12 protein-coding genes are annotated in these 12,392 nt (G+C 67.1%); 4 read left to right on the top strand and 8 right to left on the bottom strand.

The window, feature by feature from the left end:
• Positions 1-8: 8 nt before the first annotated feature.
• The 3 genes from radC to HL666_RS26425 all read right to left on the bottom strand — a co-directional run bounded on the left by radC (position 9) and on the right by HL666_RS26425 (position 2,944).
• Positions 9-722 (bottom strand): RadC family protein, encoded by a 714-nt coding sequence (gene radC / locus HL666_RS26435; protein ID WP_172184446.1) that lies wholly within the window; start codon positions 720-722, stop codon positions 9-11.
• A 70-nt stretch (positions 723-792) separates the two neighbouring features.
• Positions 793-1,332 (bottom strand): MAPEG family protein, encoded by a 540-nt coding sequence (locus HL666_RS26430; protein ID WP_172131359.1) that lies wholly within the window; start codon positions 1,330-1,332, stop codon positions 793-795.
• Positions 1,333-1,393: 61 nt separating this feature from the next.
• Positions 1,394-2,944, bottom strand: a complete 1,551-nt coding sequence (locus HL666_RS26425; RefSeq protein WP_172184444.1) for a bifunctional AfsR/SARP family transcriptional regulator/alpha/beta hydrolase — start codon at positions 2,942-2,944, stop codon at positions 1,394-1,396.
• Between the two features lie 97 nt (positions 2,945-3,041).
• Between HL666_RS26425 and mddA the strand changes: the two genes are divergently transcribed.
• Both mddA and HL666_RS26415 read left to right on the top strand, forming a co-directional pair.
• Positions 3,042-3,815 carry a methanethiol S-methyltransferase gene (gene mddA, locus HL666_RS26420; protein WP_172184442.1) on the top strand — a complete coding sequence of 258 codons (774 nt, stop codon included), beginning with the start codon at positions 3,042-3,044 and terminating at the stop codon, positions 3,813-3,815.
• Positions 3,816-3,979: 164 nt separating this feature from the next.
• Positions 3,980-5,170: an MFS transporter gene (locus HL666_RS26415; protein ID WP_172184440.1), complete on the top strand. Its 1,191-nt coding sequence runs from the start codon at positions 3,980-3,982 to the stop codon at positions 5,168-5,170.
• On the opposite strand, the gene HL666_RS26410 is transcribed toward HL666_RS26415, so the two are convergent.
• Positions 5,171-5,974 (bottom strand): intradiol ring-cleavage dioxygenase, encoded by an 804-nt coding sequence (locus tag HL666_RS26410; protein WP_172184438.1) that lies wholly within the window; start codon positions 5,972-5,974, stop codon positions 5,171-5,173.
• 194 nt (positions 5,975-6,168) lie between these two features.
• Between HL666_RS26410 and HL666_RS26405 the strand changes: the two genes are divergently transcribed.
• The gene (locus HL666_RS26405) at positions 6,169-7,233 is read left to right on the top strand and encodes a DUF3616 domain-containing protein (RefSeq protein ID WP_246741629.1); all 1,065 of its coding nucleotides are present in this window, start codon (positions 6,169-6,171) and stop codon (positions 7,231-7,233) included.
• 166 nt (positions 7,234-7,399) lie between these two features.
• On the opposite strand, the gene map is transcribed toward HL666_RS26405, so the two are convergent.
• Positions 7,400-8,224 carry a type I methionyl aminopeptidase gene (gene map, locus HL666_RS26400; protein WP_172131354.1) on the bottom strand — a complete coding sequence of 275 codons (825 nt, stop codon included), beginning with the start codon at positions 8,222-8,224 and terminating at the stop codon, positions 7,400-7,402.
• Between the two features lie 429 nt (positions 8,225-8,653).
• Between map and HL666_RS26395 the strand changes: the two genes are divergently transcribed.
• Positions 8,654-9,376: a LuxR C-terminal-related transcriptional regulator gene (locus HL666_RS26395; protein WP_172184434.1), complete on the top strand. Its 723-nt coding sequence runs from the start codon at positions 8,654-8,656 to the stop codon at positions 9,374-9,376.
• 129 nt (positions 9,377-9,505) lie between these two features.
• Here HL666_RS26395 and HL666_RS26390 read toward each other — a convergent pair whose 3' ends face one another.
• The 3 genes from HL666_RS26390 to HL666_RS26380 form a co-directional block, all read right to left on the bottom strand.
• Positions 9,506-11,332, bottom strand: a complete 1,827-nt coding sequence (locus HL666_RS26390; RefSeq protein ID WP_172184432.1) for a S8 family serine peptidase — start codon at positions 11,330-11,332, stop codon at positions 9,506-9,508.
• A gap of 57 nt (positions 11,333-11,389) precedes the next feature.
• Complete coding sequence (locus HL666_RS26385) at positions 11,390-11,647, bottom strand: hypothetical protein (RefSeq protein WP_172111689.1); 258 nt, start codon at positions 11,645-11,647, stop codon at positions 11,390-11,392.
• Positions 11,648-11,765: 118 nt separating this feature from the next.
• A partial coding sequence (locus tag HL666_RS26380; RefSeq protein ID WP_246741628.1) for a hypothetical protein occupies positions 11,766-12,392 on the bottom strand: 627 nt, incomplete at its 5' end.

Genomic DNA, 12,392 nt, shown 5'->3' with positions numbered 1-12,392 from the left:
GCGCGGCGTCACATCACCCCGATGCTCTTCAGGCTGGTATGGCCGTTCCTGCCGACGATGATGTGGTCGTGCACGGTGATGCCGAGCGGCTTGGCGATGTCGACGATGGTCTTGGTCATGCGGATGTCCGCCTGCGACGGCGTCGGGTCGCCGGAGGGGTGGTTGTGCACCAGGATGATCGCGGTGGCCGACAATTCCAGCGCGCGCTTGATCACCTCGCGCGGATAGACAGGCGTGTGATCGACCGTGCCGGTCTGCTGGACCTCGTCGGCGATCAGCTGGTTGCGCTTGTCGAGAAACAGCAGCCTGAACTGCTCCTTGTCGGCAAACGCCATGCTGGTGCGGCAATAGGTGATGACGTCCTGCCACGACGCCAGCGCGTGCTTCTGCCGGACCTCGCCCCTGGCGATGCGGTGTGCGGCGGCCGCGATCAGCTTGAGCTGCGTGACCGAGGCATCCCCGACCCCGTCGATCTCGCGCAGCCGCGGCTCCGGCGCGTGAATGACCTCCGCGAACGATCCGAACGTCTTGAGCAGTGCCTTGGCCAGTGGCTTGACGTCGCGCCGCGGCAGCGCCGCAAACAGCACCATCTCCAAGAGCTCGTAGTCGCTCAGCGCGTCGGGGCCGGCGCTGTGAAAGCGCTCGCGCAGCCGTTGGCGATGGCCGTGAAAATGCGGCGTCTCGGCCGAATTGTCGGTGGGGGGAAGGTCTTTCTCCGGCATCGCGCCAGCATGCCGTGATGCAGCGTTTTTGCAACCTCGAAGTGTTCGCGTTGCACGCTCGGCAAATGCGTCAGGCCGCGCGCCCGGTCAGCACCAGGGCGATGCCGAGGATCAGCGAGAAAGCGGTCGGATAGAAGGTGAGCGCAAAGCCGAAGGCGCGGCCTGCGGCGCCGCGGGCATAGCCGAGCCAGAACAACAGCCGTCCGAGGCCGAACAGGATCACGAGCGTCACCAGCAGGAGGTCCGGATACGGCAGCGTCGCCGCCAGCCCGAGATGCACCGCGACGGCGAGCACGGCCTGCTCCAGGGTATTCTGCAGGATCGCATTGCCGCGCCGCACGGCCTCGCTCGCGACCGTCGTGGCGCTGCCGGCGATGTCCTGGGCTGAGAAGAAGCGCAGGCGCGCGACGTTGCCGATCGCGGCGAGCAGCCAGACCACCACGAGCAGGTCGAGCCGCAGCACCGTGGCCAGCCGCGCGGCCAGGGGCTGCGTCGGGCCGCTACCCTGCCACAGCCCGATGCCGATGGCGGCGATGGCGATCAGCGCGGCTGCGGCCATGCCGGTCGCCACCTGGCGCTGCTCGCGATGGAATGCTGCGTCCTCTGCCATGACGATCGGATCCTCCTGTCTGTACCGGACTACATCGATCCGTGCGATCCCGCCATCGTGCCTACACCGGGAGGCCGGCCACGAAGGCGGCGATGCGGGTCAGCACCGGCTGCTGATCTCCGGCGAACATCCAGTGATCGGCGCCGTCGAGCTCGACGAATCGCGCCTGGGGAATGTGGCTGGCGAGATGCCGGCCGGCCCCGACCAGCACCGCGCGGTCACCGCGACGGTGCAGCACCAGGGTCGGCGCGGACACCCGTCCGAGCAGATGCCGGACATCCGTGTCCCTGAGGGCCTGGAGCAGCCCCTTGATCGCGCCGGGGCTCGATGCGGCCCGCAGCAGCCCTGCCCACCAGGCGCGGGCCTGGGGATCGCCGGCCAGGCTCGGCGCGAACGTCTCGATCCCGGCCGGGCCGCCCCATTCGGCGATCAGCTGCCGCAGCCATAGGCCGTATTGGCTCGCCTGCAGCGCATAGGGATAGTCGGACGCCGCGCTGCCCTTGGCCAGCGAGGCGAACAGGATCAACCCGGCGACGCGCTCGGGATGATCGGCCGCGAACGAGATGCAGGCCGGTCCGCCCTCGGAGGCGCCGAGCAGCACGGCGCGCCGGCTGCCGGCGGCGTCGAGCACGGTTGCGAGGTCCCGCGCGGTGGCCTCCACGCTCGGACTGAAGCCGACCCTGTCCGAGAGTCCGACGCCGCGGCGATCGAACAGGATCAGGCGTCCCATCGCCGCGAGCGCCGACAGCAGCGCCCGGCAGCGCGGCTCCTCCCAGATCCGTTCGACATGGGAGACGAAGCCGGGCAGCAGCAGGATGTCGGGACGGCCGGTGCCGTAGGTCTGATACGCCAGATGAATGCCGCCGCCGCCGACATAGCGGGTCGGCGGCGCGCGCTCGCCCTGCGTGGTCGTGCCCTGCTGCAACAGGGCCAGAGTATCCGCTTCGGGCGCCACGCCGAGCTCCTCGCGCAGACGCTGCGCCAACGCCTCGAGCTGGCGCTCGGCTGAGGCGCGATCGCCCGAAAGCATCAGGCTGCGGATCAGGGCGCGGCCATAGACCTCGCTGAGCGGATCGAGCGCGACGAGGCGGTGGGCATGGGCCGCAGCCGTGGCGTGGTCGCCGGCCACGCTCGCGTCCTGCACCACCCGCTCCAGCGCTTGCACCGCCCGGCCGCGCAGGGCCTCGCGCCGGAAGAATGCCCATTCGTCGAATGGCGGGCAGTCCCCGGGCGAGAAGCCGTCGAGGAAATCACCTGGATAGAGCCGGCAGGCCAGCGCAAATTCGCCGCGATCGCAGGCCGCTTCGAACAGCTTCGAATCCACCTCCAGCCCGACCGCCCCGGACCAGCGGATCGTGGTGCGGTCGACCGTGAGACAGCCATCGCCGAGCGTGAGCTGAATCCGGTGCAGCAGGCGGCGCAGCCGCGCCCGGGCAACTTCGTCGGGGCTGTCGGGCCAGAGCATCGTCGCGACGAATTCGCGCGCGACCGCGCCCTTGGCTTCGGCCAGATAGACCAGCAGCGCGACGCCCTTGCGCAGCGGCAACGGGCACGCTTCACCGTCCCGGCGGATCTCGGGGAAGCCGAAGGTGCGGACGCTGAACTGAACCATCGTGGATGCGACCTGCAATGACCGCGTCCCAGGGGACGCTCGGGGGACGGTCCGCTGCTAGCGGTCAGGCTGATTGCGGCACAACCGGGAAACAGTCATGTTCGCACGCCTCCTCATCATGCTCTACGCCATTACGAGCTACGCCGTCTTTCTTGGGTCGTTCGTCTGGGCGGTCGGTTTCGTCGGCAATATCAACTCTCTCACCTCCAAGTCGATCGACGTGGGCGGATCCGGTTCCGTGACGGAGGCCGTCCTCGTCGATGTGCTGCTGCTCGCGCTGTTTGCGCTCCAGCACAGCGTCATGGCGCGCCCGGCGTTCAAGCGATGGTTGACGCGCTTCATCCCGAAGGCGGCCGAGCGCAGCACCTATGTGCTGTTGTCGAGCCTGATCCTGCTGCTGCTGTTCTGGCAGTGGCGGCCGATTCCGACGCCGATCTGGCGGATCGAAGGACTTGGTGCGAGCGTGCTGACCTCGATCCACTGGCTGGGCTGGCTGATCGTGCTCACCTCGACCTATCTGATCGATCATTTCGATCTGTTCGGGCTGAAGCAGGCTGCCTTTGCGCTGCGCGCGACGGAGGCGCCGGCGCAGCCGTTTAAGACGCCGCTGCTCTACCGTCTCGTCCGCCATCCGCTGATGCTCGGCTTCCTGCTCGCCTTCTGGGCCACGCCCGAGATGAGCGTCGGACATCTCATGTTCGCGGCGCTCAACACGGCCTATATCCTGGTCGGGTTGCAGCTCGAGGAGCGCGATCTGGTCGCGGCATTCGGCGACACCTATCGACGCTACCGCCGGCGGGTACCGATGCTGCTGCCCCGCCTGATCGGCGGTCGCGACATCCCGGAGCAGGAGACGGAAGCCCGGCCGTGATCGCTGTCGCGCTGGCCTGCCCGACGCGGCGCCCACGCAGACGTGAATTGGCGGGACGGACGCAATACCTATGTCAGCCTTGAATGTTGCGACGCAAAATCTTCACTCGACAGCATCGATGCGTTGCCTCACTGACTTGGTATTCCCGCCCGGAGACGTTTCCGTTGACCACCATCACGTCCGATTCCGGCGACTCGCTGTCGGCCTGGATCACGCTGCTGCTCGCCTTCTCCTGCGGGTTGATCGTCGCCAACATCTATTATGCGCAGCCGCTGATCGGGCCGATCGGCGCCGATCTCGGTCTGCGCCCGCAGTTCGCCGGGCTGCTGGTGACCATGAGCCAGATCGGCTATGGCGCCGGCCTCCTCCTGGTCGTCCCGCTCGGCGATCTCATCGAGAACCGCAAGCTCGTCATTGCCACCATCATCATCGGTGCCGCCGCGCTGGCCTGTGCGGCCCTGGCGACGAGCCCGTCGACATTCCTGCTCTCGGCGCTGCTGATCGGCTTCGGCTCGGTCGCGGTGCAGATCCTGATCCCCTATGCCGGGCACATGGCGCCGGAGGCGATCCGCGGCCGCACCGTCGGCAACGTCACCACCGGCCTGATGCTCGGCATCATGCTGGCACGGCCGCTCGCGAGCTTCGTCGCTGCGCATGCCTCCTGGCACGTGATCTATGCGGCATCGGCCGTGGCCATGGTGATCCTTGCCATCGTGCTCCGCGTCGCGCTGCCGCCGCGCGAGCCGGAGGCGCGGCTGAGCTATGGCCAGCTGCTCGGCTCCATGGTGCACCTCTATCGCGACACGCCGGCCCTGCGCCGTCGCGCGCTGTACCAGGCCGCGCTGTTCGGCTGCTTCAGCGTGTTCTGGACCACTGTGCCGCTGTTGCTGGCAGGCCCTGATTTCCGCATGTCGCAGACCGGAATTGCCCTGTTCGCGCTGGCGGGCGTCGCCGGCGCGATCATGGCGCCGGTGGCCGGCCGCATCGCCGACCGCGGCTGGACGAAGCCTGCCACGGTCGCGGCGATGCTGCTGTGTGCGACCGGCTTTGCGGTGACACTGCTGGCGCCGCTCGGGACCAGCTGGTCGTTGGCGATGCTGGTCGTGGCCGCCATCGCAATCGATTGCGGCGCGCAGCTCAGCCTCATCCTCGGCTATCGCGTGTTGTTCGTGCTCGGCGCCGGCCAGCGCAGCCGGCTCAACGGGCTCTACATGACGACGTTCTTCGTGGCCGGCGCCGCCGGCTCGGGCATCGGCGCCTTCGCCTATGCCCATGGCGGCTGGACGTTCGCGGCCGCGCTCGGCACGGCGCTGCCGCTCGCCGCGCTCGCTTATCTGTTCACCGAACAGGACTGATCAGAACGGGCTGCGCTTGAGTCCGGGCACCACCGCGGCGAGCCGGTCCTTGATCCACGGCGCCGGCGGCAGCCTGCCGGTCGGCATCTCGACCGGCGTGGCCGGCTTGCGGCTCACCGCCAGGGTCAAGGTCGCGAGATAGTGGTCGCGCTCTTCCTTGACAGCGCAATGCGCGCGGTGATCGGGGTCGGCCTCGGTGGCAACGCGGTCATTGGCGTTGATGACGAGCCGCTGCTTCGGCCGTCCCGTGTAGTCGGGCACGTTGGTGTAGATGAACTCGTTCAAGGCCTCCGGGAAGAAGGTCTGCCCGGTCAGCACCGTTGCGTCGTCGACGAACACCCTGAAATGAACATGGGTGGCGCGTCCGGCATACCAGCCGGGATAGATCGTCCTGAAGCCGGCCCAGCCTGAGGTGTCGGCCATCTGCGTGCCGCGCAGGAACGTCTTGCCGGTCTGGTCGACCTTGTGCGTGTCGCTCTGGCCGGAAAATCCCGAATAGACGCCGCGCGCGTCGCAGTGCCAAATGTCGACCCGTGCGCCAGCGATCGGCGTGCAGGCGCCGGCCTCGATCACGCGCAGTCGCAGCGCCAGCGGAACGCCGGGTCGGCCCTCGGCGATGTCGGCGCGCACCAGTCCGGGGTCGAGATAGTAAGGACCGGATTCGGATTGCGGCGTCAGGATGCAGGCGTCGCCTGCGCCCGCCGAAGGTGGGGCGGACTCCGATGTCGCACGTGCGGACGGAGCGAGCAGCGCGGCACCCGTGGAGACGAGGCCGAGAAAGCCGCGGCGGGTTGGGTTCGCCAAGAGCGCCTCCGATTCATGTTGATGCGGCAATCGAACCATCGGTGGATGGCAACAATCGGACCGCTCCGACGCGCAGCGCCTCTGCCGGAACCCGCGCTGAGCGGCTGGCCGTTGCGGCTCTCCGGCGGCTGTGCAATCGTCAGTTGTTTTCAGCACGCGCTCATTCAAGGGAGGCATAGATGCGATTGGCATGTTTGACCCTCGTTGCGACCCTCGTCGCATTGATGGCCGTCAACGGCGGCCCGGCCTTGCTCGCCGCGCAGCCCGGCACCATTCCACTCACCAAGCTCGAGGTGTCCGGCACCTTCAAGAAGGGATCCGACAAGACGGCCGAGGATCTCAGCGGCATCGCCTGCCTGGCGCCGGAGCAGGGCAAACGCAGCTGCCTTGTGATCAACGACGAGAACCGGACGGCGCAGCGCGCCGCCATCGACAACGGCGGGATCACGGCCGGCGCTCTCGTCGGCCTGATCGGCAAGGAGCCGAACCCGAAGACACTCGGGGCTGCGCCGGAGGCGACGTGCAAGGAAAAGGATGATTTCGATGATCTCGACGGTGAGGGCGTCGCCTATGCGGAGCCATATTTCTACGTGATCGGCTCGCACGGCTGCTCGCGCAAGAAAGACAAGTTCCGGCTGTCATCCTTCATTCTGGCGCGCGTGAATTCCGATCCGGCGGCATCGGGTGAAGCGGAGACGACCTACCGGGTGTCCGATCTGCTGCGGCGCGCGGCACCAGTCAGTGAGTTCTTCGGCAAGGATCTCGAATCCGAGAAGGGGCTGAACATCGAGGGCATCGCCGCACAAGGCGACCGGCTGTGGTTCGGCCTGCGCGCGCCGGTGATTGGCGACAACGCCTATCTCGTGCCGGCGACGGTCTCCGACCTGTTCGCAGCGGGGCATGAGAGGGGTGCCGCGAAGCCTGAGGCGCTGCCTGTCAAGCTCGACGGACGTGGCGTGCGCGATCTGGCGGCGCTGCCCGACGGCCGGCTGCTGGTGCTCGCCGGCGCGCCGCACGGACCGGAGGTCCCGTTCAAGCTGTTCGTCGTCGAGCCTGGGAGCGGCGCGTCGGAGGAATTGGGCACGCTCGCGGCCGTCGAGCAAACGGTCGACGGGAAGCGGGTCGTCGGCAAGGCCGAAGCGCTTGGCGTGCTCGAGGCCAGCGCTGACCGCATCACGTTCGTCGTTCTGTTTGATTCGCTGCCCAACGGTGCTCCGCATCGCGGTGCCATCGATCTGCCGAAGGCCAAGCGCAACTGAGATGCGCAACGGTCAAGATCAAGATGCGTTTCGGCGGAAACGCATCATGATCTTGTCTCTTGGTTTGAACATGATCTTTTCGGAAAACCGGTTTCCACTTTTCCGGATCATGCTCTAGGATCGAAGTGACGCATCGACCTCGGCGCGGTCACGCGTTCCTGCGAACTCACACCTGCGTCAGCGGCTTCTCGCCATGGCGCTCCGACAGCGTGAAGATCTCGACGCCGTCATTGGTGACGCCGACCGAATGCTCGAACTGCGCCGACAGCGAGCGGTCGCGCGTCACGGCGGTCCAGCCGTCGGACAGGATCTTCACATGCGGCTTGCCGAGATTGATCATCGGCTCGATCGTGAAGAACATGCCGGGCTTGAGCAGCACGCCCTCGCCGGGGCGACCGACATGGATGATGTTCGGCTCGTCGTGGAACAGCCGTCCAAGACCGTGGCCGCAGAAATCGCGCACCACGCTCATGCCCTGCGGCTCGACGAAGCTCTGGATCGCGTGGCCGATGTCACCGGTGGTGGCGCCGGGCTTCACCGCGGCGATGCCCCGCATCATCGATTCGTAGGTGACCTCGATCAGCCGTTCGGCCTTCCGCGAGATCGGGCCGATCGCATACATGCGGCTCGAATCGCCGTACCAGCCGTCGACGATGAAGGTCACGTCGACATTGATGATGTCGCCTTCCTTCAGCGGTCGGTCGTTGGGCATGCCATGGCAGACGACATGGTTGATCGACGTGCAGGTCGAGTAGCGATAGCCGCGATACATCAGCGTCGCCGGATAGGCGCCGTGGCCGAAGGCGAAGTCGCGCACGACATCGTCGATTCGCGAGGTCGGCACGCCCGGCTTGACGATGTCGGTCAGTGCATCGAGGCACTTCGACACCAGCGCGCCGGCCTTGCGCATGCCGGCAAAGCCGCTCGCGCCGTGCAGCTTGATCTGGCCGTTCTTGCGCGCAGCAGTGTCGGTCGCTTCGATATAGCTCATGGGCCTGTTTCGTTCTCGAACATGTCGTGGGGTGATCGCCTAATTTAATGATCGCGACGGCCGGTGCAAGCCGGCTCTGAATGTGCGGTCGATCATGGTCTCGACACGTCAGTTCCGCCAGGAATCTGCGAACGTTTCCAGGTTGTGTTGCGACACACCCTGTAGGTGCATTTGCAAGTCCATGGTTGGTTGGTGAGGAGACCGCGCAGATGTACAGGCATGGCAGCATCATACCGGTTTTTGCCGAGGATCTGCGACGAAGCGCCCAGCAGTCCCGACCACGTTCTCGTCATGATTGTGGGGCAGATTTCGCCCAAAGGTTGTTCAATTCCCAGCATCATTTCATCTGCAATCCACCCCGTCTCTGCGAGGGCGCGTTTTGAGCGCCCTGCAGGACCGCTGCAGCCATTTTGCAATTGGGAGTTTCCAATGTCGCGACGTGCCGTCGAGCTCGACATTCTGCCGGTTCCCTCCCTTGCGGCCGACATGGCCGAAGTGGTCGCGGGCAAGACCCGCATTCTCATCGTCAGTGAAACACGTTTCTTTCGCGAGGCGCTCGGCGCAAGGCTGGGACAGAACGACCGTCTCGACGTGATCGACACGGTCGATCACCGCGGCGCCCTCAGCCTGGTCGGGTCGAGCCGCCCGGATCTGGTGCTGCTCGACATCGGCGAATGGCACAGTCTCGACCGCGCCACCACGCTGCTGCGTCAGCAGCCCGATCTGGAGATCCTCGCGATCGGCGTTCCGGAGATCGCAGCGCCCGCGCTGTCTGCGATCGGTCGCGGCATCGCCGGCTGCGTCCCGCGCGACGGCTCGATCGACGATGTCATCGCGCAGGTCGACCGGCTGACCTCGGGCCGCACCGAGCAGGTTGCCAGCGAGCAGATCTCGATCGTGGCCGAGCCCGAGGAGCAACCCAACCGCCTTCAGCCGGCGCCCGCGACGAAGTCGCGGCTCGGCGAGCTGACGCCGCGCGAATGCGAGATCCTGCAGATGATCGAGGTCGGCTTGTCCAACAAAGAGATCGCGCGCAATCTCAGGATCGAGGTCGGCACGGTCAAGAACCACGTGCACAACATCCTCGAGAAGCTCAACGTGCGCCGGCGCAACCAGGCCGCTCACCGTCTGCGGGCGCATCACCAGCGCTGAAGCTGGAGCGTCGTTCCCGGTCTCTGCCGGGCCGACGGCCTGCTGCGTCTTGCCTGGTCCGAACAAGCATCGAAACGACATCCGCCGGCGTTGCCGCCGGCGGAGTCCTGCTTGCGGTGGACGCGCCCGTCAGACCAGTCCTGCGTTGCGCATCTGAAGGAAGCTCTGCAGCAGCGCCGGATGGATCATCTGGGCCGGCTGCAGATAGGCGTTGGCGAACGGCGATCCCTGGTAAGGCACGCCGAAGCTCATGGTGCCGCTGAGCGGAGGCGCCGCCGAGGCGGTCGCCATGTTGCCGCTCTGGGCCGCGGCGCCGAGCCCGGCGACGCGCTGCAGATCCGGCACGCCGACGCCCTCGCGCGTCGGGTCGCCGAGATAGCGCACGCCGGCGCTGGCGAGCAGCGAGAACAGCTGCGAGACGCGCTGCTCGTTGCGGGCCTTGGCGGCGTCACGGAACACCGGGTGATGGGCGAGCAGCAGCGCACCCATGCCGGTGATGTGCGGCGTCGCCATCGAGGTGCCGTCCCAGGCCGCATAGCCGCCGCCGGGCACGGTCGAGACAATGGCAACGCCCGGACCCGCGACGCCGATCTGCGGGCCGAAGCAGGTGAAGCGCGGCGAGAACATCGCGCCGGCGACCATGTTGGGCACGACCGTGCGGGCGTGATAGCTGTCGTCGGGAAACTCGCCGAGCTTGCCGATCGCCGACACCGTGAGAACGGACGGCTGGTTGCCCGGGAACTGCACCGGCCCGCTGGCATTGCCGGCCGCGACGATGCAGGCGACGCCGTTCTGCCGCGCTTCGATCAGCTTGTGCGCGACGAGCTCGGACGCCTCGCTGCTGCCGAGGCTCATGTTGACGACGTCGATGCCGCTGGCGATGCACTGGTCGAGCGCATCGATCAGGTCGCTGAAGCGGCCGCCCGGGAACACCTTCAGGGCGTGTACTTCCGCCATCGGCGCAAAGCCGCGCACGGCCTTCAATTGGCCTGAGGTCGCCGCGGTGATGATGCCGGCACAATGCGTGCCGTGCGACATCGTATCCCTGGCCCAGCTCGCGCCGTCCTTGTTGTTGGTGAAGTCCATGCCGCGCGTGACGTGGGTCAGCTGCGGGTGGCCGCTGTCGCAGCCGGAGTCGATGATCGCGACCTTGACGCCCTGTCCAGTCAGCGACGGATCGAGCTGATCGAGCTTCATCAGCTGCTGGCCCCAGCCGACATAGGGCGATCCGGGGAAGCCCTGGAAGGTCGCGCTGAACGGCTGCAGCTGCAGCGTGTTGATGCCGTCGGACAGCGCCGGGCGCTCGAACATGCGGTCCCAGTAGTTCGCGGAGGGCTTGACGTAGATCGCCTGGATCGTCTCCAGCGGCCCGCCGAACACGGTCACGGTGACTTCGCCCCTGTCATCGGTCACGCCCTGGCCTGGGAAGCCGAGCCCATAGACGTAGACCGTCGCCTTCGGCAGCGGCTGTCCGCTGGTGCCGACGACGCGCAGCCGCACGTCGATGCCGATGCCTGGCGACATCGTCATGGCATTGTTGAAGGCCATCGACAGATCATCGGCGTGCCGCAACAGCGCATCGTGCTCGACGATGACGTTGGGCGGCGCGCTGGCCCGCAGCGCCGCGCCGCGCGCCGGATCCATCTCCGCCACGACGATCTCCGGCATGCCGCCACCGCCGCCTCCGGCCGAGAACGCGCCGAAGCCGCTCGGCTTCACCTGCTTGATGATCTGGACATCCGGCATGTTGTTGAGGGTCGTCGCGATCGCATCGACGGCCATCGGCTGCACGCCGGGCAGCGGGCGCGCCGCGACCAGGAAGCGGGACCGTCTCGCCTTCACCGTGGGCTCCACCGTCGGCGCGGCCGCGTCGGTCTTGTTCGGCGCGGCATTGCCGCGGCCGTTCGAGCCCTTACCCTGGCCCGCGGAATTGTCGCTCGCATTGTTGTCGGCCATAGCGTCTCTCTCCTTGGATCTCTGTCGCTTGTTGGATCGGCGCATGGCGTTGACCTGTCAGAACGGACTGAGCTTGGCGTTCCGCTCGATGATCAGCGCCGTGCCGAAGCGGGATTTGAGTTGTTCGGCGTCTTGCAACGGCAGGTTCACGACGAGGTGCGGCTGGTCGGGACGGCCGCCTCTCGAAACGACCGAGGCGCCGCTGATGCCTTTCAGCGCGTCCTCGAACGCGGTCAGCTGGGATGTGTCGGACGCGCTGCGTCCGGCGACGATGAACTCGTCGCTGGATCCGTTCGTGGCAAAATTGTCCGTCATGATGGTCGTCCTCACTGTCTTCCGTGTTTCCCCCGGACGACTATCGAGCCGCCCGGGGGACACTTGCAACGGGACACTTGCAACGTCTGAGTGCAGCCTTACGCCGGTCGATACGGGCTCAGTGATAGGTCACGCCCTGGTAGGGATAGATCGGGACGTTGGCCCAGCCGTTCTGCACCAGCTGCGGGCCGGCGTCGAACGGCAGGATCGAGCCGAGGATGCCGCCCGCGGTACTGCCGATGCTCCGGCCCAGGTTGCGATTGCCGAGCGCCTTGCCGACGAAGCCGCCGCCGAGGCCGCCGAGCGTGCTGCCGAGGAAGCCGCCGAGGATTCCCTGCGGGGCAAACTCCGGGGCCGCTTCGAACGGCAGCACGTTCTGGCCGTGCTGGCTCATGACGCCGCCGAGGGTGGGGCCGAAACTCCGATTCCCGAAGCAGTTGGTGATGGCGCCACCGTAAGGCGAACCGGTCTGGCCGAGCAGGTTGCCGAGATAGCCCTGCGGGGCGAATTCCGGCGCGGCCTCGAACGGCAGGAAGCGCTGGGCAAGCTGGCCGGCGACGCCGCCGATCTGATTGCCGAGGCCCTGATGGCCGAACGCACCGCCGATGGCGCCGCCGAGCGGAGCCCCGACCTGGCCGAGCAGATTGCCGAAGAAGCCCTGCGGGGCGAACTGCGGGCCGGCCTCGAACGGCAGGAAGCGCTGGGCGAGCTGGCCGGCGACGCCGCCGATCTGATTGCCGAGGCC

This window comes from Bradyrhizobium aeschynomenes (genome assembly GCF_013178945.1).
Classification (GTDB): Bacteria; Pseudomonadota; Alphaproteobacteria; order Rhizobiales; family Xanthobacteraceae; genus Bradyrhizobium; species Bradyrhizobium aeschynomenes.
Note: the sequence above shows the minus strand (reverse complement) of the source record. Positions and strands in the feature narration are given on the sequence as shown.

Excerpts from the sequence above, each read along its gene's own strand:
- map (WP_172131354.1), bottom strand. The coding sequence starts at position 8,224 with ATGAGCTATATCGAAGCGACCGACACTGCTGCGCGCAAGAACGGCCAG.
- HL666_RS26385 (WP_172111689.1), bottom strand. The coding sequence starts at position 11,647 with ATGACGGACAATTTTGCCACGAACGGATCCAGCGACGAGTTCATCGTC.
- radC (WP_172184446.1), bottom strand. The coding sequence starts at position 722 with ATGCCGGAGAAAGACCTTCCCCCCACCGACAATTCGGCCGAGACGCCG.
- HL666_RS26390 (WP_172184432.1), bottom strand. The coding sequence starts at position 11,332 with ATGGCCGACAACAATGCGAGCGACAATTCCGCGGGCCAGGGTAAGGGC.
- HL666_RS26425 (WP_172184444.1), bottom strand. The coding sequence starts at position 2,944 with ATGGTTCAGTTCAGCGTCCGCACCTTCGGCTTCCCCGAGATCCGCCGG.
- mddA (WP_172184442.1), top strand. The coding sequence starts at position 3,042 with ATGTTCGCACGCCTCCTCATCATGCTCTACGCCATTACGAGCTACGCC.
- HL666_RS26430 (WP_172131359.1), bottom strand. The coding sequence starts at position 1,332 with ATGGCAGAGGACGCAGCATTCCATCGCGAGCAGCGCCAGGTGGCGACC.
- HL666_RS26395 (WP_172184434.1), top strand. The coding sequence starts at position 8,654 with ATGTCGCGACGTGCCGTCGAGCTCGACATTCTGCCGGTTCCCTCCCTT.